Here is a 24,330-nt window from a genome sequence, read left to right as displayed (position 1 = left end):
TTAGTAAATTTTGTCTGACTCTAAATAATCTAAAATTTCCTTTGTAACTGGGATACCTGTTTTTTTATACTGTTTCATCACAGCTATTTGAATTTCACCGGGATAATACACTTTGTCAAATCCTTCAGCAGGTGGGTTGTCATGTAATTCTTCAACCATTTGAGATATTTTTTCCAAGAATTGCTCCTTCCCACCAAAGTATTCAGGATTGATTACGAGATGAAGCTGCCCTAAGCGACGGTACTCTGATAAATCTTTATACATGGAAGTGACATGCCTGCCAAATGGCAAACCGAGTAAACTCCCCGATAAAATATCAACCATCATCATTAACCCGTATCCTTTAGGCCCAGCCATTGGTAATAATGCATTTACCTTAAACGGGTCTGTTGTTGGTGTTCCATTTTTATCCACTGCCCATGAGTCTGGGATAGATTTGTTTTTGCTTCTTGCATCTAAGATTTTCCCCCAGGCTTGTACCGTTGTTGCCATATCAAAAAGTATTGGACTACCATCTTTTCTAGGCGCACTAAAAGCAATTGGGTTGGTACCAAAGTACGGTTCGGTGCCACCAAATGGCACAACCATGGGATCAGATTGACATACTGTTAATGCCACCATACCTTCTAATGCTGCTTGACATGCATAATAACCAATAGCACCACTGTGTCCCATTTCTTTTACACCGACAACACCGATACCTGATGTTTTTGCTAATTCGATTGCCTTTTTCATTGCTTGATAACTCACATAATGCCCTAACGCATTATCTCCATGATAAATCCCTGATGCTGGACCCGTTTTTTCGAAACTTAGGTTTGGTTTCAGGTTATATCCACCTTTTAATGTACGTTCGGAATAGTATTGCATTCTCACTGCACCATGTGAGTGAACACCTCGTTCGTCTGCAAAAATGAGTAAGTCAGCTGTTTTATCCGCTTGTTCTTCAGGTAAGCCTGCTTTCACTAATTTATCTTTCATTAGCTGCCGGAGACGATTACTATCTACATACACTAATGGTTCACTCATTAAAATTGCCCCTCTTTATAGATTAATATCTCTATTCGCATCCTTTGAATAAATATACGAGAATGGTTCATCCAAACCAATTGCATAGGTTGCTTGCGGCGTATAAGCTCCCATAAAAATATAGTCACCTTTGTCAACTGGCATCCACTCGTTGTCTAAGTTGTAAACACCCCGTCCACTTAATATATAAGCACCATGTTCTTGAACGTGCGTTTCAATGTAACCATGCGAAGCACCTGGCTCAAATGAAAGAATATGAATGTTCATGTCATATGCGATTTCTTTTGGCAGCAAATCTTGAATTAATACTTCTTTCATACCTTCATAGGCTTCTTGTTTGATGTTATTCACATTACCTGTAACAATTTCTGGTGTATGTCCTTTAAGCGGCTGATAACGCTTTTTGTATAAAAACAAACGGCTATCCTCACCATTATTATTATTATCAAACGTCAATTGTAGGTGTGGAGGTACATATAAGAAGCCGCCTTTTGTTAATTTGTATTTTTTACCATCCGCAAAAGCGTTGATTTTACCATATTCAACGTACACAAATGATTGGATACCATCACCAGCAAAACCGGTTTTGTTTCCGCCCTGGTTTTTAACTGTTACCAAATAATCTACAAACCTTGCACCTAAACGCGGAGATCCTAAAATGGTGACATCACAATCTTCAAAGCCAGGTACAACATTATTAACTAAGCCATCAGGTGTGATTACCGCATAATTATCTTTTTTTATTACTGAACGTGTTTCTAATAAACCTTCTCTGTATCCTTGATTATGATTTAAGTAACTCATGAATATCTGGCTCCTTTTCATTATTATTCTTTATAAGCTAGTTCATACAATACATCTTTCAATACTTCAATCCCCTTCACAAGGTCTTCTATCTTCGTTTCTTCATTGGTATTGTGGCTAATTCCGCCAATAGAAGGTACAAACAACATTGCTGTAGGAACAAAATCCGCAAAAATTTGTGCATCATGGCCTGCACCAGATGGCATCAATTTATAGCTGTCCCCCACACTATTCTTAGCTGCTTGTTCAACTATTTGAATGATTTCTTTATCCATCAATGACGGTGCTTCATCCATCCATAAATTAATGTCATAAGTCATGCTGTTTGCTTCTGCTACCGCTTTAACTTTATCTTCAATTTCTCTCGCAAAATCATTTAATAGTTGTTGATCAATATGACGACAGTCTATTGAAAAAGTAATTTCTCCAGGGACGACATTTACGGTGTTTGGAACAGGAGTGACATGTCCAAACGTTAATACAAGAGGCTCCCCAATTTCTCTAGCTCGTTTCGTTAAGTCTGTTACAATTTCACTATATGCAACAACTGTATCCCTTCGTAATGACATCGGTGTTGTGCCAGCGTGATTTGCTTCACCTTTCAAGTTAATTGTGTAACGTTTTTGCCCAACAATCCCAGTCACAACACCAATCGCTTTATTTTCCGCCTCTAATACTTTCCCTTGTTCAATATGTACTTCAACAAATGCTTTAATATCGTCACGAACATCATCTGTTTTACGGTAATCAAAACCAGATTCGTGCATAGCATCTTCGAATTTAATTCCTTCAGCATCTTCTATTGTGCCAACATCCGCTTTTTTGGCTAAGTTAAAGAAGTTTTTACTTCCCCAAAATGTATATGGGAAGCGACTTCCTTCTTCTTCTGCGAGTGATAATACTTCTATTGTTCGTAATGGTTGACCATATTTTCCTTTTAAATATTTCACAGCAACCAGTGCAGATAAGATACCGAATTGTCCATCTAGATGACCACCTTCAACAACTGTGTCGATATGTGATCCTGTTAAAATAGTTTCTTCAGAATATTTACTTCCAACAAGACGACCAGATAAGTTCCCAACATCATCAAAGCTTACTTCTAAACCTTCTTCCTTAAATGTTGCTTCCAGTTCGCGAACTGCAGCAATCCATTCAGGAGAGTATAACAGACGCGTAATACCCCCTTGTTCTAAACCGCCAAAACTTGTGAATTTCTTATCCAACGTTTCAAAGGTTGATTGAATATCCATTCTTTTTCTCCTCCTTTCCCTTATTTACTTTCATCATAGAACCCTGTTTACAACCATTCATTGACATAACCAACAATAATGGAAGAGCATTTTATGCACTTTCAACAAATACACCTTTTAATCAAAATATGGTATCTAGATAATGGACTAATGCCAGAGGAAAAAAAGAAACTGTTGGCTTTCGATTGCATAAAAACTTGAAAAAATACGCTTTATAACAAATTAAATTTGCATCGAGTTTCTCCTAAAAAAAATCGCAGAGCGCCCGCTTAAAAATATATAGATTGGAGCGAAGCAAAATCTCCTGTTTTTTGACGATTGACTGTCTCTCTTACCCAACAAATAAATAAGGTGCAAATTTTATACTTCCTTATTCAAGAAAAAAACTACCCTATAAATCAATAAAAAACATTGATTTATAGGGTAGTTTATCTGTTTCATTACATCATAAATGATATGCCAAGAGTCAGGATACATACGAGCAGCAGCAATTCTAGGCTGTACCTTACTGTATATTGAAAAATTTTTGACTCATTTCCAATTTGATTAACAGCTGCTGCAATAGCGATACATTGTGGTGAAGTCAGCTTTGCCATGCTCCCTCCAACTGTATTAGCAGCCATAAGAAATGCTGCTGACATACTGATTTGCGAGTGTAACACATTCTCAGGACGCCTTCATACAAACATTTTCACAGGAAGTGGCACGCATGTGTTCCATATTTTCTGCAGGAAAACAACTTCATTTACTTTTTATTCATTTGTTTTCATCCCAGATATTACTCCCCAACCAACATGTGAATTAATTCGCTTTTATTTTTGAAACATTTTACAATTATTGTAAAATAAAAAATTCTCTTTATCTCTCACGAAATGGCAGATGAATAAATCGAATCTTCAGAGGAACAATCTGCCTTCACATCTTCCTTTGCCTCAAATTCCTGACGGGACAGCTGTCCCGTCACTTAAGGAATAAATCTTCCTACTTTTTCATTTGAAATCCCTTTTTCTTTATCATAGATTTCGACACCACGAACGATTGTTTTCACTACCTGCGCACCAATTTTGCGACCAATATATGGACTAATTTTGTGTCGATATGCTAAGTCCTCAGCTTTTAATTCATAAGGTGCATCTTTCTTAATAAATACGAAATCCGCATCTTTCCCTACTGCAATACTGCCTTTTGATGCTAGATTAAAACGTTTCGCAGGGTTTGTAGCAATAATGGCTGCAAATTTGGATAATGACATATTACGTTTTTGCACACCCTCATCAAATAATACGTCGACAATATTTTGTACACCTGCGATACCTCCCCAAGCTTCAAATGCATTATCCGTAGCTTTTAAGTCTGGGGTACATGGTGAATGGTCTGATGTTACGAATGAAATATCTCCGTTTAATACCCGATTCCACATGCCTTCTAAGCGTGATTGCTCACGGATTGGCGGAGAGCATTTTACAACTGGTCCGATATTATCTAGTTCTTCTTTATAGAAATATAAATAGTGTGTACATGTTTCGCATGTAATATCGACCCCTTCCTGTTGCGCTTTGACAATTTCATCTACGCCCTCTTCACAAGCTACATGAACGATGTGTACACGACATCCCGTTTCTTTCGCAAATAGAATTATTTTTCTAATCGGTTCTACTTCAGTAAATACGGGTCGAGAATCTACATAAGCACGTAATGAGGTTTCACCATTTTTAGATGCATTTTCCCCTAACTTATCCGTAATTGCAGCATTTTCAGCGTGTATAGATAATATTTTGCCTGTCTTCGCAATTTGTTTCATACCTTCGTATAGGGAATAGTCATCCACGTTCATGAAATCTCCTTCTATAGAACGGTCACCACATGTTGCTACAAAACATTTATATGCAACAACACCATTGTTATCTAATTCTTGAATACCCCCATCTAAGTTAAATGGTACTAAACCGCCGTAACTCGCAACGTCTACAGATAATTTTCCTTTTCCAGCTTTAAATTTTTCTTGAATGGATTTCTCATCTACCGTTGCTGGCACTTGATTTAATGGCATTTCAATAATTGTCGTTACACCGCCTTTTGCAGAGGCACGTGTTCCTGTATCATAGCCTTCCCACTCATCACGATAGCCGCCGCCCGGCTCTGTGATATGCACATGTGCATCAATCATACCTGGAGATACAATAGATCCTTTTGCATCGATGATTTCTGCACTTGTACCCAAATCCTTACCGATTGCTGCGATTTTACCATCTTTAATCCCTACTTCGACTTCTTGTTCACCATTTTCTAAAATGACTAATCCATTTTTGATAATTGAATCAAAATTCATCAAAATCATCCTCCTCTTTTAATGGTTGGATAAAATGGTAGCCCCACCCCACTATCATGAAAACGGGAAAATCTTATTCATTAGAATCAATAAAGCTTGTGAACCAGCAAATGTTTGAAATCAAAACCAGGAAATCCAAGCCACAACACCACGTAATACACCTGGCAGTTAGCACCTATATCACCATGGGTATGTCTTAAATGCATAAAAATGGGACGCCATATTTCGAACCTGTGTATCCGTTTACAACAAGGCATAAGGCTATCTAAGAAGGAACTTATAACAAGGGATACTATTACTTGAAACGGTGATAATCCCAGTTGTAAAAAATCACTAACAGCTATATAATTCGGAATATTATGCACTGCTCCCATCCACAACGTAAAAAAATTAAATGAGGATGAATTTCTTTGTTCAAGTGATCTTCGACATGATATCTTTGTTATAACCACGCTTTTCAAAAAACGAAGAATCATGTTGAAGCATAATGATTCTCCTTTAATATTTTTAACTAAAGGATTATACGTATAATAACCTTCAAAAACAGTGTACTATCAGAGTGAGAAGTTATCCTTGTAACATCTGATATATTTCATTTTTATTTTATCTTTTTCTAACAAAGATAAGGAGGTAGCCTTGATGACAACATTAAAAGAAATATTATCTGTACTGCAATTTTCAGATTTAACATTGCTGAATGAGCAGGGCGATTTGGAACGAGTGGTAGAAATGGTTGATATTACAGAAACGCCTGATATTAAAAATTTTACAACACCATACTCACTTATCGTAACAACAGGAATGAATTATCAGTATGATCAATCTGGACTAATCAGTCTTATTAGTGAGTTAAATGATATACAAGTTGCTGGTCTAGGTATCAAGCTATCCCGATTTTTAAAAAAATTAGATGATGAGGTTATTGCATTTGCAAACAAATTAAAATTCCCAATTATTGAAATTCCAGAAAGTTGGAATTTGGGATCCATTACTCATCATATATCGTCATTTATCTTGGATGAAGAAACAGAAAAATTACACTTCGCATTAGATATCCAACAAGAGTTAAATGCTATGCTTATGCAAGGGTTAAGCCTGAACATGATGATTGAACGTTTAAGTAGACTTATAAAGGTTCCTGTAATGCTGCTAAATTCTTTTCATCAAGTTGAGTCAGCGAGTCATCACTTTCATCAACACTCAGAACATGTTCAAAAAAACCTTAATTATTTCAGAAGATATTTAAATTCAGAGCAAATCGAACCAAATCATAATGGTGTTTTCCAGGAAGAATATGCTATATTTAAGGTTCCTGCATTTAAATATTTTCCGTATTACCTTATGATTTCAAATGTTAATTTGCTCAACTATCCGATTAGTTTATTAACAATAGAACAAGCAGTCAACACACTTAGTCTCGCAATTTATAAAAATAGTAAAATCAAAGAAGCAGAGCAGCAGGACGTGAACCATTTTTTCACATCACTTATGTCCGAACATCCTGATAACCTTGTTTCACTAACACAACACACCGACCTTTTAAAAAAATATCACATTCAACCTTCCAAATTCTATCAAGTGATTATTTGTGGGATTGACAAAGAAAAGAATGTAGAAAATAGCGTCTACTTAAATGAGCGATATCAGATGACTTTTGAGTGGCTAACGCATAAGTTTACTGCGATTGACCCTTCCATTAGTATATATATGTCTCAGGGTGAACGCAGATTTACGATACTTTTACAAAGAAGACATCATTATTATTCGGAATACTGCAGATATATCCAAAAAGAGTATCAGCTATTTTTTAATAGCTCCCTTTCATTTGGCATTGGTAATGAGGTCTCCGAGCTTTCACAATTACCACTGTCTTTTTTCGAAGCGAATGAGGCTTATGATAATAAATATGAACAAGGCGAAATGGAATTTATAGAGCCCTACAAATCCAAAAGCGTAGAAGAATTATTACAACTCATTCCAACGAATAAGTTAAAGCCATTTATCATTTATACACTCGGTCCTTTAGCCTATCCCCAAACAATGAAGGAAAAAGAACTAAGATTTACATTAAATGTTTATATGGCAAACCAATGTGATCTTACAAAGACCTCAGAAGATATTTTTATTCACCGTAATACTGTGAAATATCGTATTAAAAAATGCGAAGAAATATTAGGTCAATCTGTAGAGTCTCCTGATACATCACTGAGCATTCGATTGGCATTATTTGCTTCAGAGAAAATATCATTGTAAATCAAAAGGAGAACCACTGGAAGTTTTCTTTTTTATTTATTTAGTTAGTTAGCTACTGTTTTATTCTGTCTTAACATAACCACAAGGAAAAATAGCAACGCTGCTGCTGCAAGAAGGATGGTTGCAATATAGAATGCTAATACTTGCGAGCCAGTTACATCACCAATATAACCAGTAAGTGTTGGAGCAATAACAGATGAACTCATTCCAAAGAAGTTAAATAGAGTTAATGCTCTAGCAACTCTATCTCCTGATACGGAATCAGATACATAGGTTATTAACACTGGATCAATCGCAAGTTTACCTAATAAGCCATATAAAATTAACGCAATATACAGTACTGCAGGATTTGGTGCAAATACTGTCAAACTAATTGTTACTGCTGCAGCAATTAATAGAAATAAAATTAAACGCAGACGCAAATGTGCATTTTTGTCTATATATTTAGTAAATATCAAAGCACCAGGTACTGCAGTGACCGCAACTAGTGCAGCTACATATCCTACTGAACCTTGAGCAAATCCTTTTTCCGCTACAAGGAAGGATGGTAACCAAGTTACTATCATATAATAGCCATAGCATGTTGCAAAATATACAAAATATACAACTAATTGTCTTGGAGAAAATAAGCTTTCATTTTGAATATCTGTGCTTTGTACGGCGGCTTTCTTCTCTTCAGCCACTTCCTTATCTGATGTTTTATCTTGTTTAATAAACAACACAAACACAAATGTTACAGCTACGATAACGATAGCTGTTATAAAAAGCATATAATTCCATTGAATTTCAAAACCGCCTACTAAAACCGATGATCCGATTAGTCCAATTACCATCCCTAATGCTGAACCACTATTTATAATCGCATTGGAAAAGCTTTTTTTATCTTTTGGCGTATGTTTAGCTGATAAGGAAAAGGCTGCACCATAATATGAACCAGTCGAAATACCAGCCAATAACGATCCAATGTAGACTTGCATGATAGTTGAACTTGTGCCAATTACAAATGCAGCTAGCGCAAAAACGATAAATGCAGGAATTAACACCTTTTTTTGTCCAAATTTATCAACAAGTGCTCCAGACGGAATTTGCATACCCGTATATGCAAAGAAATAAATAGAAGCAACCAACCCCATTTGTGTGTCACTAATATTTCCTAATGATTCTTGAATCTGTGGATATATTGGCGTAAGTATTGTACGATAAATCCAAATAGCTACCCATCCTAAACACAATGCAATAATGATCTTTTTGTAATAATTGGGGTCATGTTTAATTGTTTTTTCCACGGTATGACACGCTCCCTTTTTATTATTCAATTATATTTTTTATTTAATTAAATTGTAGGTTATAAGCCAGTCAATAACATTGTTCACTTTCAACAAAAACAAAAGTAACATTATACATTTTAGACAAAAGGTGTCTGCTTAAAAATATCGATGGAATGATTCATCGATAGAAGCTAATCTTATTTTTCCCAGCTCTCTCATTTCCATAAAAGTAATAATAGTAACGCCTTTTCCCCTCTCTCATTGTTACTTCCATGAGCAAACACTATTTTGCAAAATAAATCTTCAGACAAACAAGAAATAAGCCCTAATAACTCTAGAGTTATCGGGCCTATTCTATCTATAACAAGGTTTGCGCGTGTCCTTATAGACTAAGAACCTAACGCCTGCTGTATTTAGATTAATCATGCTTATGCGGAATGAAACCAATGGGTGTCGGACCCGCTATTCCAATCATAACGAAATTTTTATCGGATTTATTTGTCATTCCATGCTTTTCCCCTGCGCGTGCAACAACGACATCACCAGCTTGAATCGGAACCGTTTCGCCACATTCAGGATAAAAATCTGCTGTTCCTTCGATGACAATCCATATATCGTCAGCATTCTCATGCGAATGGATTGGCAAAGTTTGTCCCGGGCGCATACACCATACAGCTCCCACAGTATTAGGTGTTTCATAGAAAATATGTTTTGTTGCTTCTTCTTCTCTAAACTCCTGAATGTCTGGCCAATGGAAAATACGATTTTTTAAATCTTCTCTTGTTACTTCTTTCAGTGTCATTGTATTTTCTCCTCGCTTCATTTTCCAAAATGCCACATCGCTATTGTTCAATTATTCACATATTATTTTACAAGCAAAACACTTATCTGATCTGTAAGAAAAGCTCCTCTATATTATCTTTGAATAATATTCTGAGGTCTACCTTCCAGGAATGCAATGGTATTATTGAATGCAATTTCAGCACGCAATTCCATTGCCTCATCCGTAAAGAAACCTACATGTGGTGTTAAAATAACATTTTTGGCATGTAATAGTTTATAGTCTCTTGGAATAGGAGGCTCCATATCAAACACGTCAATACCAGCTCCAGCAATTCTTCCCTCATTTAATGCATCAGCCAATGCGTCATTATCAATAATTGGACCTCGTGCACAGTTGATTAAAATGGCTGATTCTTTCATTAGCTCTAATTTTTCTTTGGAAATCAAACCTTTTGTACTTGGTAGTAATGGTACATGTAATGACACAATATCGGATTGTATTAATAATTCATCTAATTCCATGTACTCGATGCCCAAATCTGTAGCTTCTGGATTTTTTCGAGATTGGTCTGAAGCTACCAATTTTGCACCAAATGCTTTAAACAAGTGAGCAGTCATCATACCAATTTTACCTGTACCAATCAAACCAACTGTTTTTCCCTTAATTTCACTACCTTGGAATGCCCCAGGATAATTATCAGCACGAATTTCTTTATCCCCACGAGCGATACGGCGATATAAATCTAATACTAAACCAATTGTTAATTCTGCAACTGCTTGGTTCGCATATCCAGCCGCATTACATATCATAATATCCTGGTTCTTAGCCTGAGCAAACCCTATATGATCGACACCTGTAAAAGCAACATTGATTAATTTTAAGTTATCATTTTGATCAATTGCTTCTGAAGGATAAGGATTATTCGCAATCATAATAACATCTGCACCTTCACTACGTTTTGCCAATTCTGCCGAATCCGTTGTTTTCTCATTGTAGTAAACAAATTCATGGCCTTGCTGTTTGATGGGTTCTGCTAATTTCTCAATGAGCGAATCTGAAACATTTAATGGTTCTAATAATTTAACTAACATTTAATCCATTCCTCCCCGTGATTTTTTAATCATTTACCACCTGTAGCTTTTATTTTAGTTTGTGAAATTCTTCACAAATTTATTTTTACAATAGCCCATTTCATATATTCTGTCAATCCATTCAAAAAATTAAAATAAATTTAATGAACAATAGCTTATGAAGGTGGGGTTTCAATAGAAGAAATCTCACGTGACTTAACGCATTCTGATACAAAAACAACGCTGGCCTATGTAAATACACCAAATGTAGTTGATTTATCCGCTTATCAGAAATTTGAACATCGCTTAAAAGCTGTTCAAAATGAATAATTAAATGACAGGTAAAAAAGATGATTCTTTTTTAAAACAAATATTTTTACAGATATTAGGATTACCCATTTTCGTACCCAATTTATTAAAAAAGCACTTCCTAAATAAATGGGAAGGGCACAAACGTTGGTATAACAGTGTTCTTAACGTTTTGAGAACTGAGGTGCACGACGAGCGCCTTAAGACCGGCTTTATTTCTCTTTGAAAAACAAAAAATTCTCCGATATATATAGCAAACGCCGCGCAAAAAGGAGGAAAGCCGATGAAAAAATTTGGACTGGCCGCCGTTTCCGCCATGTTATTTTTTAGTTTTTCCACCGTTTCACCTCTACAAGCAGAGAGCAATGAGCAAGAAAAAGAGGTTATTGTCGTCTATAAAAATCAAAGCGGAAAAAAAGCGGTCATGGAACAAGCGGAATCCGTTGAACACATTTATCAGCAGCTTCACGCAGCCGCCGTCACCGCGGATGAAAAAACGGTGCGCGATTTAGAACATGACCCTGATGTGCTGTATGTTGAAAACAATGCTGCGGTCAAGGTTGCCGGAATTGCCCCATTAAAAGCAGTTTCAAGCGGATCAGAGCAAAGCACTGGCTCATTTACACTGTGGAATGTAAAGTTGATTCAAGCCGCTCTTGCCTGGAATAAAGGTTTGACCGGAAAACGTGTAAAAATCGCGGTCATAGACAGCGGAATTGCGCCGCATGAGGAACTGTCGATTGCCGGTGGAGCCTCAATGGTGAGCTATACCTCGTCATACCACGATGACAACGGCCATGGAACACATGTTGCTGGAATTATCGGTGCAAAGCATAACGGCTATGGGATCGACGGAATTGCGCCCGATTCGCAGTTGTATGCGGTGAAAGTGCTTGACCAGAACGGCTCAGGCGATCTGAAAAGCATTTTAAAAGGAATCGATTGGTCGATCCGGCACGGGATCGACATCATCAATATGAGCCTTGTCGTATCCGGCGACAGCCAAATACTGCACGATGCTGCAGATAAAGCGTACAAAAAAGGGCTAATTCTCGTAGCTGCAAGCGGAAATGACGGAAACGGAAAGCCCGTTCATTATCCGGCCGCCTACAGCAGCGTGATTGCCGTTTCAGCAACAAATGAAAAAAATCGGCTCGCTTCGTTTTCCAACACAGGCGGCGCCATCGAGTTCGCCGCTCCAGGCACTTCAATCATCAGCACATCTTTGCACCGCGGATATACGATCGGCAGCGGGACTTCCCAGGCTGTTCCGCACGTAACCGGCATGTTCGCTTTATTAAAACAGCTGGATCCCGCCAGTACAAATACCGAGCTGCGCAGAAAAATGCAGTTTTATGCCCGCGATTTGGGCGCGTCCGGGCGCGATTCGCTGTTCGGCTACGGTCTGGTCCGCTTTAAAGATACAGCGGCGCAAGCGGCATTTGAAAAAGCGCAAAAAGCCGTCGGGAAGGCTGAAAAAAGCAAGAAAAAAGCCGACATTGATGCGGCGCAAAAAGCAATCGATCCGCTCCCTGCAGACACCGATAAAACCGCTTTGAAAAAAAGGCTCGCCCTTGTGAAAGAACAGCTCAAAAAAACGGCCGAAAGCAAAGTAAAGCTCGCTGAAAAACAGAAAAAGAAAGCCAATGCGGACGCCGCCCAAAAAGCGGTCAATGAGCTCTACAAAGGTTCTTTTAAAACAAAACTGCAAAAACGGATCCATTCAGTCCGGTCAAGCCTTCTCAAAAGCGCACAGCAGGCCGTCTCAAAAGCTGAAAAGACAGCGAGTGACGCAAATATCGGCAAAGCGCAAAAAGCAATAAATGAGCTCCTTGCAGGGAAAGATCAAATGAAACTGCAAAAAAGACTGAACACCGTAAAAAAGAAAGCTGCCCTGGCTTATCAAAAAAAGGTTGAGACAGCAAAAGCAAAAGTGAAAACAGCCGAAAAAAGAAAAACGAAAAAGACGAAATCGGCCGCGCAATCGGCGGTGGACAAGCTGAAAGCATCGGCCGCAAAAAAGAAGCTGCAAAAAAGGCTGAATGCCATTAAATTGAAGTAAGATAAACGAAAGCAAGCCTTGAAGTTATGTTGTTTAAAAGTTTTATTCATATTTTCGGCTTCTCTATTTGCCTGATTTGGCGGCGGGGTGGGTTTGCCATGCTGAATGATGTATCAACGTTTTATACAATAAGGCTCTATTTCACCTTTTTATCTAAAAATAGCAATTCCATTTTGATTAATTTATCAATGTGGAGTTTATTCCTTTGAGGGAGCTTTTAAATCAACGAAGGCTATGCCTGATCGAAATATCATCGCCACTATTTGATTTATGGCCTTTTTCTTTTTTCACATCAACCAGCCGCTTTTTCTGCCTACAGCCATTTGCTTTCAATTTTATTTCCAGCTTCCTGCCTTTTGTTCAGTCGTCTTATTGGGGTGTTTGCCCCAAGGCAGTCCCTTGGAAATGATGGACGGTTGTAAAAAGGGGTGGACATTTCCTCCCCTTTTTGAGCCGCCTGCTCACTTCTTATCGATTCTTTCCGTCACAATTCCGACAATGTCCTGATCCGACACAAAGCCGAAATGGCGGCTGTCAAAGCTGTGGATTCTGTTATCTCCAAGGACAAAATAGTGATTTTCGGGAACTTTCTCCTCCCCCGTCACTTCTTTCAATGTAAAATCCCCGGTCAGATCTCCCCCTGCTGTCACGGATTTTAAATCATCCAAATAAGGCTCTTTGACTTTTTTTTCATCAATATAAAGCTGATCATCTTCATATCTGAGGGTTTCACCCGGAAGTCCGATGACCCGTTTAATGAATATATCCTTTTCAGGCCCTTTAAACAGCACGATATCAAATCTGCCGATCGTCTTAAAATGATGGGCGAACCGATTGATCAAAAGCTCATTGCCCTCCTGAAAGGTTGGATTCATGCTGACTCCTTCCACTTTATATTCAATAAAAACGGCGTTTTTCACCTGAATTCCAATGATGATTAAAAGTACTCCGGCTATGACCCAAAAACGCTTTTTCACTTCTATGTCCCCCTAGTCATTCTCTCTCTGGCTGAATTTCACGTTCAGACGGTGTTCAACCCGTTTTCCGGCGTACCATAAAATCAAAATGACGATAATGACCCCGGCTGTTCTTAAAGGCTGTGTGAAGAGCGCCATCAGGTCATGTCCGATAAAGCTTACTATAAAAATCATGACGAACTTTCCGCAAAGCACCGCAAGTGTAAAAGGCAGTAGGCTGATTCTTGAAAGGCCTGCCACAACATTCACTGCCGCAGAAGGTGTGAATGGAAAACAAAGCAGCAGAAACAAAGGACCAAAGCCTCGTTTTTCGACCCAGATCATCAGCTTTTTCACAGATTGATGCCTCCGTATAAACCCCAGAGCTTTTTGCTGGCCAAAATGGCGGATAAAAAGGAAGACGGCTATCGAGCCCGCAGATGCTCCGATCCAAGTGAAAATGAATCCCTGCCACAAACCGAACGAATTCACATTGGCGATCACAAACACGATCAGCGGCAAAAATGGGAGCAGTGCTTCAATGAACGGCAGCAGTATGGCTGCAAAAGGACCAAAAGCCCGATAGCTCTGAAAAAAGTCTGTTAAATTCTCTTCTGTAAAATAACTGAATAATTGCTCCAACATTTATTCTCCTCAGGCGGTTGTCTACTTCTATTCTACACGTTCAAGCAAAAACTTTAAATCATCCGTCTCCGGATGTTTCTGTCTTAGTCTGAATCAACCTGATCTTTTTAGTCATTTTTTCCCGGTTCTTGATAAAAGAACGGCCTATCGTGTAAAATACAAATAGAACAAATGTTCCTTACCACTGAAAAGAAAAGAGGAGAAAAGCCATGACAAGAATTCCCTCAGATGTCAGGGACACGATTGAAAAGGCTATTTACCTTCCGATGACCATCAGCATTTTAAATAAAGATCTCGGCAACATCCAGCAAGGTCCGTTTAAGCTGAAAGACCCTTATCTCCGCCTGATTGAGCAGGCGTTGAAGCTTGCCCAGCGCGATTTATACAACGTAAAAAACGATTTACGGAGACGAAAAGTCAAAGTTCATGAAGTGTCCCGGGACGAAGCGTTTACGATGTATTCCTTTATATATGAAGGATACGAAGAAGAGCACAATTACTTTAATCCCCGCATCCGCAACCAGGTCGCCGCCCTTTTAGAGCACTATTTATTCGCGGCGAAAGCCTGATCAGTAGCGTTTTTTCAGCTCTCTGAGGATGAATTCATATATCAGCTGGTTCCGGTCTTCTTTCGGATACAGCATAAATTCCTGTTTCTTTTGCATGGCGCTGCCTTCGATCCGATCAAGAAATTTGGTTCTCAGCCACGCCGTGCGGTAAACCTGATTTTCGAAAGATGTGATGGATACAGGCAGCTCTAATGTTTCCCCATTTACAAAAGTGACGAATGTATTGTCATATTTTGCCGCGCAAAATTCGTGAACATGTGCATGGGAAAGCCACCCGCACTGAGGCCTCGTTGAGGAGAATGTGGGAAAAAGAAAAATATTGGTTGAATGATCGACCATAATCGGCGGTTTATGGGAAACTTTAATCACTTCATATGTGCCCGCTTTTCTTCCGGCATAGCTTGAACCGAAATAGCGGCAGCTTCTTTCTATGATTTGAAAAGGCCTCATATTGACCCGGAATGTCCTTTCGGTTTCAAGAATTTTTGAAGCGGGCTTTTCACCCTCTCCCAGAGGCAGAACGGCCATTGTCGAACTGTTTACTTCATAAGAATCCTTTGTCATATCCTCTGTACTCATCTTCATGATCCTCCTAGCCATTTAGTAAATTTATACTATTAATCTAACATTATCCTTTACAAAACGACAGGATTTTTTCCAATTAATTTGAAAATATGTTTTTAAAATTCCATTTTTATTTTTTATCCGGGCAAAATTGCGTTTTTTTGTCCAAATATACAAACTTTCACTCTCATAAACAAGCTTCTTTGAATAATTATCTAAAAATTATAAATACTTATTGATTTTTTGGTGCGTAATCCATATACTATAAAAAAGGCATCAGGGGGAATCTTTATGAAAGAGAAAAAGTCGTACGCTGAGCTCATGAAGTCCCGCAACACCCAAAAGGTAAAAGAACTTGATGTAACCATCATGGATATCTACATTCAAATGGTCCTTGATGAATCGTTGTTTAAACGGCGTTTGAACATGCTGAGTGACAAGATCAATGAAGCATTAGACAAAGGAGATAAACAATCTTTCCTTGAGCTTTCAACAGAATATACTGCGATGAAATTGCACGCATAACGGCCAATCCCGACAGGATTGGCTTTTTTATGTGCGGTAAAAGGTCAAGTGCATAGAGCCCCGGCCTTTTTAACCATTAATGATCGTCCCGCCATTGACATGAAGCACTTGGCCGGTCATGTAAGATGAATCTTCACTGGCCAGAAACAGGTAGCTCGGCGCTACTTCAACCGGCTGCCCCGGACGCCCCATCGGCGTTGTTGAACCGAATACCTCGACTTCTCTCTCCGTAAATGTCGAAGGGATAAGAGGCGTCCAAATCGGCCCAGGAGCCACTCCGTTGACGCGGATGCCCTGATCAACGAGCGACAATGCAAGCGAACGCGTAAATGATGTAATCGCTCCTTTTGTCGACGAATAATCGATCAGCCTTTCATTCCCGGCATATGCGGTAATGGACGTCGTATTGATAATCGAGCTGCCTTTTTTCAGATGAGGCAGGACGGCTTTTGTTAAATAAAACATTGCAAAAATGTTGGTTTGAAACGTCCTGATCAGCTGGTGGCTCGTGATCTTTTCGATTCCTTTTTGCGGATGCTGTTCAGCCGCATTATTGACCAAAATATCGATGCTCGGAAATGCTTCCTTCGTCCGGCTGACCACCTCATTGCAAAAAGCCTCGTCCCCGATATCTCCGGCAATCAGCAAGCACCGGACCCCCTCTCTTTCCACATATCCTTTTGTCTCCTCTGCATCACGGTGCTCATTTAAATAAACGATGACCACGTTTGCGCCTTCCTTTGCAAACAAAACGGCCACCGCCCGGCCGATTCCGCTGTCTCCTCCCGTAATAATCGCCGTTTTCCCCGCCAGCTTTTTCTCCAATTTCGGCCTGTCGAAAACAGGGCGGGGATCCATCAAATATTCCAGACCGGGCTGCTGGGTCTGGTGCTGTGGAGGCAGTACTTTTTTCTGTTGCTTGCTCAAAACAATTCCTCCTTCACGATTAAACCTTATTATTTTATGAAACATAACGTTTTTTATGACGAGCCTTTTCCGGTGTATGAATATTTCACAAATGGAAAATTTAAGAACAAAACCAACTTTGGAGGGAACTTTGTGGCAAACAATGAACAAAAACTGCCGAATTCACCTGAATCGTTTTGGAGAGACAGTACGAATCTTCCTTCATTTCCGGAACTAAAGGAAGACGTGAAGACAGATGTCGCGATTATCGGGGGCGGTATGACCGGATTGACGACAGCTTATATGCTGACACAAAAAGGATACAGCGTCCTCTTGATCGATGCGGACAGCATCCTGAACGGAACGACAGGACATACGACGGCCAAAATAACCGCCCAGCATGACCTTATTTATGATGAGCTGATCAATCACATCGGAATGCCAAATGCAAGGATTTATTATGAAGCAAATCTCCAGGCGCTTTCGTTCATCAAAAACCTTGTACTCGAACAAAACATCCCCTGCGATTTTGAAGAACAGGACGCGTGCATCTATACGACGGAAGAAAAATCGGTCCAAAAGATCAAAAAAGAGTATGAGGCTTATCAAAAACTCGGAATCGACAGGGAATTCATCAAAGACCTTCCTGTCGCCATCGATATTAAAGCCGGGCTTGTGATGAAAAACCAGGCTCAGTTTCATCCGCTTCATTACTTAAAGCACCTTGCAGAGACTGTCCAAAAAGCCGGAGGCCAAATCTTTGAAAACACAGCCGCCAAGGAGATCGAAGAAGGAGACCGTCCAAAAGTGCTGACAAGAAGCGGGTATAAGATCTTCAGCGATTATGTCGTATGCTGTACGCATTTTCCGTTTCATGACAAAAAGGGCTTTTACTTTGCAAGGCTTGAGCCGAGCCGCTCATACGTACTCGCCGTCAAACCGAAAACACCCTACCCCGGCGGCATGTATTTAAGCATTGACCAGCCTTCCCGCTCTCTTCGCTCGGTGATGATAGACGGAGAAAACATGGTTCTTGTCGGCGGAGAAAGCCATAAAACCGGACAGGGAAAAGATACAATGGAGCATTATCAAGCGCTTGAATCATTTGCAGAAGGCGTGCTCGGCATCGAAGAGATCCCCTATCGCTGGTCAACACAGGATTTAATCAGCCTTGATAAAATCCCTTATATCGGGCCGATTTATCCGAAAGAGAAGCGGATCCTTGTCGCGACCGGATTTAAAAAATGGGGCATGACATCAAGCACGCTCGCCGCTCAAATCATGACGGATCATATTACAAACGAAAATAATCCGTATCAAGAAGTCTTTAAACCTTCTCGCTTTCATCCAGATCCAAGCATCAAAAAAGCGATTTCCTACAATACGGATGTCGCAAAACACTTTGCTGAGGGAAAGCTCGAACAGCCGATACGGAAGCCGGATGAACTTGTCAAGGGAGAAGGAGCGGTTGTCACGGTCAGCGGCAAACGGGCCGGCGCTTACCGTGATGAAAACGGAAAGCTGCATATGGTCGATACGACCTGCACCCACATGGGCTGTGAAGTCGAGTGGAATGACGGAGAACGGACATGGGACTGCCCCTGCCATGGTTCAAGATTTTCCATTGACGGCGAGGTCATCGAAGGACCTGCGGTCATGCCGTTAAAAGATCCTGAAAGCTGAGGTGTGAACTTAAATAATAAGAAAAACAACCGATAAAAAGATAAATGCTGGAAATTTTATAAAACCGGCAATTTTTTATTAGCGTTTACAGGGGGATACGATCGTGTTATTCAAAAAGGATAGAAAATCAGAACGGTCATTTTTTGCTGGGGAAAACGATAAACAAATCAATAGAATCAGGCTTGAACACCATTCAGAATTTAAAAAACAGCTTGCCATAGTTGATTTAACAGATGATGATCTTTGGGTGCTGAGCAAGCTGAAGCCTTTGGTCACTGAACATATCGAGTCCATCGTCAGCCAATTTTATCAAAACCTTGAACATGAAAGCTCGCTGATGGATATTATCCATGATCACAGTTCAGTCGACCGTTTAAAAAAGACATTGACCATTCATATACAGGAAATGTTTTCCGGTGTCATCGACGAAGCATTTTTAGAAAAAAGAGTCCGGATCGCCCATGTTCATCTTCGTATCGGACTGCTTCCAAAGTGGTATTTGGGCGCCTTTCAAGATCTTCTTTTATCACTGCTCAAGATTTTCGAATACGCCTTAAGCGATAAAGAGTATAAACGATCTGTCAAGGCAGTGACGAAAATCCTCAACATTGAACAGCAGATCGTTCTGGAAGCTTTTGAAGACGAACATGCAAGAATCCGCACGCACGAAGAAGAAAGAAAAAATGAGCTTCACAGGCAAATCAAAGATACCTCCGGCTCTTTAGCCGCTTTATTTGCCGAAACGACGGGTGCGGTGCAGGAATTGGTGGATAAATCTTCAGAAATCGCCGAAACGTCAAGAGCGGGAACAAAGACGGCTGGCTCAGTCGAAGAAAAATCGATCGGCGGCAAAAAGGAGCTTGAGGAGCAGGAACAGCAGCTCAATCAAATGGGAAGCAGCATGACCGAGATTGAACATGAAATCAAAAAACTCGAAAACATCGCACAGCAAATCGAAAAGATTTTTGGAATTGTAACAGGCATTGCCGAGCAGACAAATTTGCTTTCGCTCAATGCTTCGATCGAATCGGCAAGAGCCGGGGAGCACGGCAAAGGATTTGCGGTCGTCGCCAATGAGGTCAGAAAGCTTTCCGACGACACGAAAAAAACCGTCTCAGCCGTATCAGAGCTGGTCAATAACACAAACGCACAAATCAGCATTGTCACTAGACATATTACAGATGTGAACCAGCTTGTGAAAGAAAGCAAGCGCAAAATGTCAGATATCAACCACTTATTCGATGATATTGTCAGCAATATGAAAACAAGCAAACATCAAAGCGGCAGAATCGAAGGTGATCTGCAATCCTTTTTAAGCGGCCTCGAAGAAGTAAATGGAGCCGTATTGCAAGTCGCATCTTCAGTCGATTCCCTTGTTGAACTGACAAAAAAATAAGCTGCAACAAACATGCACAGGTCACGGATGATCTGTGCATTTTTTTCGGACTCTTTTTGTAAACGTCATTTAAAAATTAGTTGACATTACAAAAGACTCAATGATACTTTGATTCTATTAATACATTTGAAAGGATCGTAGTCTATTATGCATGTAAAAGATATGACATTCATTTCTCTAAGTACAGCAATCATCGCAGTCCTCGGGTTTTTTCCGCCGATCGTTCTGCCCTTTACACCCGTGCCGATTACATTGCAGACATTGGGCGTTATGCTTGCAGGAGGAATAAACAAACCAAAAAACGCGGGGCTCAGCCTGATCGTCTTTTTGCTGCTTGTCGCCAGCGGCATGCCTCTTCTTTCAGGAGGAAGGGGCGGGATCGGCGTTTTCACAAGTCCAAGCGCGGGCTTTTTGCTCGCCTACCCTGCCGCGGCGTTTTGCATCGCTCTTGCCGTCGGCAGACTTTCCATTTTACGTTTCCGGAATATTTTTTTCATTCATCTTTTATTTGGCATTTTATTCATATACGCGATCGGGATTCCTGTTCAGGCTTTTTTGATGCAAATTGATTTTATAACGGCGCTGAGGTATAGCTTGGTCTATGTTCCCGGGGATTTGCTAAAGTCCGCAGCCGCAGCTTATCTCGTGCTAAAATTAAGAAAAGCATTACAAATCCGCGATGCTGGAAATTAGTATGGAGGAATCGCAAAGTGCCAATTACCGAAACCTATCATTACCACGCTCAACATCATCCTGAAAAAACCGCCATCCAATTCGAGGCAGAATCGATCAATTACAGGAGCTGGCATCAGCTCGTCTGCCGGACGGCAAGCTGGCTAAACGGCAGACAACAGGACAATAAGAGAATCGCATGTCTGCTTTCGAACGGCCTTCCTTTTTTGCAGCTGTTCGCCGGTGCGGCAATGGCCGGGTGGACGGCTGTTCCATTTGATCCGCGATGGAGCCTGTCTGAATGCAGGGAAAGGCTTTCCGTTTGTAAACCCGGATTGATCATTTCAGAACGGCCGTTTCCTGATGGTGAAGATGCACTGCTTTTGGACGAATGTCTGGAGGACATTAAAACTGCACCATATGCTTCGGAACCTGACATCCATGATGAAGAGCCGTTTTACATCGGCTTTACTTCCGGTTCTACAGGAACGCCCAAAGCATTCATCAGATCGCACCGTTCCTGGATTGAGAGCTTCCGCATCAGCAGCAGGGACTTTCAATTATCGGGAGCGGACAGGGCTGTCATTCCAGGCTCCCTTTTCTTTTCACATTTTTTATACGGAGCGATGAACACATTATATCTCGGCGGAACAGTAGATCTCATGAAAAAATTTTCGCCGCTTAAGCTTGAAAAAACAATCGCCCGCTCGCCTGTCACAACGATATATACAGTGCCGACAATGACCGAAGCCGTGAGATCAGAGAAGAGGCGGATCGATAAACGGCTCAAAGTCATTTCTTCCGGCGCCAATTGGAGCAGGGAGGCAAAAAATGCATTCCAAAAGGCATATCCGCAGCTCTCTTTATATGACTTCTACGGTACATCGGAATTAAGCTTTGTCTCCGTTTCCACCCCCCGTGATTTTGAAACGAAGCCCGATTCTGTCGGACGCCCCTTTCAAAACGTGGACGTGGCCATCCGCTCAAGCTCAGGGGAAGCCGTCAAAGCCGGTGAGATCGGCAAAATTTACGTGAAAAGCCCGATGGTGTTTTCAGGATATTTGCAGAAACAAGCCCCGCTTCCCCCTCTTGATGAAAACGGATGGATCACGGTTGATGACATGGGCTGGATGGATGATGAAGGCTACCTGTATGTAACCGGAAGAGAAAACAGCATGATCGTCTACGGAGGCATCAATATTTTCCCTGAAGAGATCGAAGGTGTTCTCAGCTCACACCCGGAGGTAGAAGAAGCAGCGGTCATCGGCATCGCTGATGATTATTGGGGAGAAAAAGCGGCCGCCGTCTATAAGGGCAAAGCCACGGTTAAAGAGCTTAAATCGTTCTGCAAACGGCGGATGGCTCCTTACAAAGTACCGAGAGCATGGTATTGCTTCGAACAAATCCCGCATACTGCCGGCGGAAAAATCGCCCGCCACCTCCTGAAAAAACAGCTGAAGGAGCTGATGAAATGAGAGCTGTTATCACAGCCGCCAAACGAACGGTCATCGGCAGACAAAACGGATTTTTGAAAACAGCAGAGCCGCACGAATTGGCCGCAGCTCTCATTAAATACCTTGAGAAACCGCTGAACGGAAACTTGAACGAGGTCATTCTCGGGAACGTCGTAGGGCCGGGGGGCAATATCGCCCGTCTATCAGCCCTATCTGCCGGTCTTCCTGCTTCGGTTTCAGGAATGACGATTGACCGTCAATGCAGCGCAGGCCTTGAAGCCATCCGCACGGCCTGCTATTTCGTGCAGGCCGGCGCAGGAAGCTGTTATATCGCCGGAGGAACGGAAAGCGCGAGCCTCTCCCCTTTCCCGCAAAGAGCGCGGTTTTCTCCTGATGAATGGGGCGACCCGGAGATGGGGGCTGCAGCAGAGCTGACGGCGGAAGTCTATCACATCACCCGCAACATGCAGGATGATTATGCACTGTTAAGCTATGAAAGAAGCTTACGTGCATTTGAAGATGGTTGTTATGAAGATGAAATACTGCCATTTCAAGGTTTAGCGGTTGATGAAAGCATGACCCGCAAGCGGCGGATGGATAAAATCGTTTCAAGGGCTCAGCCCGCTTTCAAGAAACATGGCACCGTGACAGCAGCCAACAGCTGCGGGATTCACGACGGTGCAAGCGCCGTCGTCATCATGGACGAACAAAGAGCGAAGTCTCTCGGCTTAAAACCTGTTCTGCGATTTGTTGACAGCGAAGTCAGCGGGGTTAATCCAAACTTCCCGCAAATTTCACCTGTACCCGCCATTGAAAAGCTGTTAAAGAAAAGGGGCCTTTCCGTTCAGGATATCGATCTGTTTGAAATCAATGAAGCATTCGCCGTAAAAATCGCGGCCTGTGCCCAAGAACTTGGGATTCCCTATCATAAACTGAATGTCAGGGGCGGAGCTCTCACGCTCGGACACCCTTACGGCGCTTCAGGAGCCATTTTGGTGACCCGTTTATTTTTTGAGGCCGTACGACGAGACGATCTGAAGTATGTCATTGCCGCGATCGGCAGCGGAGGCGGGATCGGAACAGCCGTATTATTTGAAACCGCCGTTTGAATTTTTGATCATGTCAGTCATTATTCGTGAGTTCTCGTTTTTAAATTTAGTATAATGGCCTTATCACCAAAAAACGTGCACTCGTTGTTCGAAAGGAGATTTTTTCAAAATGACTGCGATTTGCTTAATCCGGCACGGAGAAACCGACTGGAATGCTTTAGGAAAACTCCAGGGAAGAACAGATATCCCTTTAAATGAAACCGGAAAAAGACAGGCGAAAGAAACCGGAGAATTTTTAAAAGATGCAGATTGGGACGTTATCATTACAAGCCCTTTAAAAAGAGCCCGGGAAACGGCGGAGATCATCAATCAATATTTGGGGCTGGAAATCGTCGAAATGGAGGATTTCATCGAACGCAATTACGGAGACGCAGAAGGAATGCCATTTGCAGAAAGAATGAAGCTGTACCCCGATAAAAACTATCCGAATCAAGAATCAAAAGAAGCGTTGGCTGAACGTCTAATGACGGGTATTCAAAAGGTCAGTGACAAGTACCCCGATCAAAAGGTGCTCGTCGTTGCACACGGAGCCGCCATTCACACCCTGCTGTCAAAGATTTCAAACGGAAACATCAATCTTGAAAACACGAAACTCGTCAATGCCTGCCTAAGCAACATCAGCTTTCAAGAAAACAAATGGCTTGTAAATGACTATAACCGGTCAGACCATTTGTCTGACTAACATAACAA

Annotated in this window: 23 protein-coding genes and 1 pseudogene; 11 read left to right on the top strand and 13 right to left on the bottom strand. The window is 41.0% G+C overall.

Going from position 1 to position 24,330, the window contains the following annotated elements:
- The 6 genes from allD to RBH91_RS06140 all read right to left on the bottom strand — a co-directional run bounded on the left by allD (nucleotide 1) and on the right by RBH91_RS06140 (nucleotide 5,789).
- Nucleotides 1–1,029: an ureidoglycolate dehydrogenase gene (gene allD / locus RBH91_RS06165; RefSeq protein WP_307893830.1), complete on the bottom strand. Its 1,029-nt coding sequence runs from the start codon at nucleotides 1,027–1,029 to the stop codon at nucleotides 1–3.
- A gap of 15 nt (nucleotides 1,030–1,044) precedes the next feature.
- On the bottom strand, nucleotides 1,045–1,833 hold the full coding sequence (gene allE, locus RBH91_RS06160; protein ID WP_307893829.1) for a (S)-ureidoglycine aminohydrolase: 789 nt from the start codon (nucleotides 1,831–1,833) through the stop codon (nucleotides 1,045–1,047).
- A 23-nt stretch (nucleotides 1,834–1,856) separates the two neighbouring features.
- The gene (gene allC, locus RBH91_RS06155) at nucleotides 1,857–3,086 is read right to left on the bottom strand and encodes an allantoate deiminase (protein WP_307893828.1); all 1,230 of its coding nucleotides are present in this window, start codon (nucleotides 3,084–3,086) and stop codon (nucleotides 1,857–1,859) included.
- Between the two features lie 440 nt (nucleotides 3,087–3,526).
- Nucleotides 3,527–3,727, bottom strand: coding sequence for an L-lactate permease (locus tag RBH91_RS06150; protein WP_404802496.1), 201 nt, complete (start codon nucleotides 3,725–3,727; stop codon nucleotides 3,527–3,529).
- 323 nt (nucleotides 3,728–4,050) lie between these two features.
- A complete protein-coding gene (gene allB, locus RBH91_RS06145; RefSeq protein ID WP_307893827.1) occupies nucleotides 4,051–5,415 on the bottom strand; it encodes an allantoinase AllB in 1,365 nt (454 codons plus the stop codon).
- Between the two features lie 86 nt (nucleotides 5,416–5,501).
- On the bottom strand, nucleotides 5,502–5,789 hold the full coding sequence (locus RBH91_RS06140; protein WP_307894681.1) for a hypothetical protein: 288 nt from the start codon (nucleotides 5,787–5,789) through the stop codon (nucleotides 5,502–5,504).
- 265 nt (nucleotides 5,790–6,054) lie between these two features.
- Between RBH91_RS06140 and RBH91_RS06135 the strand changes: the two genes are divergently transcribed.
- Nucleotides 6,055–7,668 (top strand): PucR family transcriptional regulator, encoded by a 1,614-nt coding sequence (locus tag RBH91_RS06135; RefSeq protein WP_307893826.1) that lies wholly within the window; start codon nucleotides 6,055–6,057, stop codon nucleotides 7,666–7,668.
- A gap of 44 nt (nucleotides 7,669–7,712) precedes the next feature.
- Here RBH91_RS06135 and RBH91_RS06130 read toward each other — a convergent pair whose 3' ends face one another.
- The 3 genes from RBH91_RS06130 to RBH91_RS06120 all read right to left on the bottom strand — a co-directional run bounded on the left by RBH91_RS06130 (nucleotide 7,713) and on the right by RBH91_RS06120 (nucleotide 10,811).
- Entirely contained in the window at nucleotides 7,713–8,954 is a 1,242-nt protein-coding gene (locus tag RBH91_RS06130) for an MFS transporter (RefSeq protein WP_076761731.1), read from the bottom strand.
- Between the two features lie 400 nt (nucleotides 8,955–9,354).
- Nucleotides 9,355–9,738 carry a cupin domain-containing protein gene (locus RBH91_RS06125; protein ID WP_307893825.1) on the bottom strand — a complete coding sequence of 128 codons (384 nt, stop codon included), beginning with the start codon at nucleotides 9,736–9,738 and terminating at the stop codon, nucleotides 9,355–9,357.
- Nucleotides 9,739–9,851: 113 nt separating this feature from the next.
- The gene (locus tag RBH91_RS06120; protein ID WP_307893824.1) at nucleotides 9,852–10,811 is read right to left on the bottom strand and encodes a 2-hydroxyacid dehydrogenase; all 960 of its coding nucleotides are present in this window, start codon (nucleotides 10,809–10,811) and stop codon (nucleotides 9,852–9,854) included.
- A 571-nt stretch (nucleotides 10,812–11,382) separates the two neighbouring features.
- Here RBH91_RS06120 and RBH91_RS06115 point away from each other — a divergent pair.
- Complete coding sequence (locus RBH91_RS06115; protein ID WP_404802479.1) at nucleotides 11,383–13,161, top strand: S8 family peptidase; 1,779 nt, start codon at nucleotides 11,383–11,385, stop codon at nucleotides 13,159–13,161.
- 461 nt (nucleotides 13,162–13,622) lie between these two features.
- On the opposite strand, the gene lepB is transcribed toward RBH91_RS06115, so the two are convergent.
- Together lepB and RBH91_RS06105 are read right to left on the bottom strand one after the other, a co-directional pair.
- A complete protein-coding gene (lepB, locus tag RBH91_RS06110) occupies nucleotides 13,623–14,138 on the bottom strand; it encodes a signal peptidase I (protein ID WP_076761727.1) in 516 nt (171 codons plus the stop codon).
- 12 nt (nucleotides 14,139–14,150) lie between these two features.
- Nucleotides 14,151–14,762: a TVP38/TMEM64 family protein gene (locus tag RBH91_RS06105; protein ID WP_307893823.1), complete on the bottom strand. Its 612-nt coding sequence runs from the start codon at nucleotides 14,760–14,762 to the stop codon at nucleotides 14,151–14,153.
- Between the two features lie 209 nt (nucleotides 14,763–14,971).
- Between RBH91_RS06105 and RBH91_RS06100 the strand changes: the two genes are divergently transcribed.
- Nucleotides 14,972–15,331, top strand: a complete 360-nt coding sequence (locus tag RBH91_RS06100; protein ID WP_307893822.1) for a YhjD family protein — start codon at nucleotides 14,972–14,974, stop codon at nucleotides 15,329–15,331.
- On the opposite strand, the gene RBH91_RS06095 is transcribed toward RBH91_RS06100, so the two are convergent.
- Nucleotides 15,332–15,910, bottom strand: coding sequence for a competence protein ComK (locus tag RBH91_RS06095; RefSeq protein ID WP_307893821.1), 579 nt, complete (start codon nucleotides 15,908–15,910; stop codon nucleotides 15,332–15,334). It lies immediately after the preceding gene.
- A 276-nt stretch (nucleotides 15,911–16,186) separates the two neighbouring features.
- Between RBH91_RS06095 and RBH91_RS06090 the strand changes: the two genes are divergently transcribed.
- A complete protein-coding gene (locus RBH91_RS06090) occupies nucleotides 16,187–16,420 on the top strand; it encodes an IDEAL domain-containing protein (protein WP_076761723.1) in 234 nt (77 codons plus the stop codon).
- Between the two features lie 69 nt (nucleotides 16,421–16,489).
- Here RBH91_RS06090 and RBH91_RS06085 read toward each other — a convergent pair whose 3' ends face one another.
- Nucleotides 16,490–17,347 (bottom strand): SDR family oxidoreductase, encoded by an 858-nt coding sequence (locus tag RBH91_RS06085; protein ID WP_076761722.1) that lies wholly within the window; start codon nucleotides 17,345–17,347, stop codon nucleotides 16,490–16,492.
- A 132-nt stretch (nucleotides 17,348–17,479) separates the two neighbouring features.
- Here RBH91_RS06085 and RBH91_RS06080 point away from each other — a divergent pair, with 132 nt between their 5' ends.
- The 7 genes and pseudogenes from RBH91_RS06080 to RBH91_RS06055 all read left to right on the top strand — a co-directional run bounded on the left by RBH91_RS06080 (nucleotide 17,480) and on the right by RBH91_RS06055 (nucleotide 24,322).
- Nucleotides 17,480–19,009: an FAD-dependent oxidoreductase gene (locus RBH91_RS06080; protein ID WP_307893820.1), complete on the top strand. Its 1,530-nt coding sequence runs from the start codon at nucleotides 17,480–17,482 to the stop codon at nucleotides 19,007–19,009.
- A gap of 103 nt (nucleotides 19,010–19,112) precedes the next feature.
- A pseudogene (locus RBH91_RS22635) lies at nucleotides 19,113–19,646 on the top strand (protoglobin family protein); the annotation flags it as partial.
- A gap of 252 nt (nucleotides 19,647–19,898) precedes the next feature.
- A complete protein-coding gene (locus tag RBH91_RS22630) occupies nucleotides 19,899–20,405 on the top strand; it encodes a methyl-accepting chemotaxis protein (protein ID WP_404802495.1) in 507 nt (168 codons plus the stop codon).
- Between the two features lie 147 nt (nucleotides 20,406–20,552).
- A complete protein-coding gene (locus RBH91_RS06070; RefSeq protein WP_076761720.1) occupies nucleotides 20,553–21,098 on the top strand; it encodes a biotin transporter BioY in 546 nt (181 codons plus the stop codon).
- Nucleotides 21,099–21,115: 17 nt separating this feature from the next.
- Entirely contained in the window at nucleotides 21,116–22,552 is a 1,437-nt protein-coding gene (locus RBH91_RS06065; protein ID WP_307893818.1) for an AMP-binding protein, read from the top strand.
- The gene (locus RBH91_RS06060) at nucleotides 22,549–23,640 is read left to right on the top strand and encodes an acetyl-CoA C-acyltransferase (RefSeq protein WP_307893817.1); all 1,092 of its coding nucleotides are present in this window, start codon (nucleotides 22,549–22,551) and stop codon (nucleotides 23,638–23,640) included. Before RBH91_RS06065 ends, RBH91_RS06060 begins: the two co-directional genes overlap by 4 nt.
- Nucleotides 23,641–23,749: 109 nt before the next feature.
- Complete coding sequence (locus tag RBH91_RS06055) at nucleotides 23,750–24,322, top strand: histidine phosphatase family protein (RefSeq protein ID WP_307893816.1); 573 nt, start codon at nucleotides 23,750–23,752, stop codon at nucleotides 24,320–24,322.
- Nucleotides 24,323–24,330 lie beyond the last annotated feature (8 nt).

This window comes from Bacillus swezeyi (genome assembly GCF_030908325.1).
Classification (GTDB): Bacteria; Bacillota; Bacilli; order Bacillales; family Bacillaceae; genus Bacillus; species Bacillus swezeyi.
This window is presented reverse-complemented; position numbering and strand designations above follow the sequence as displayed.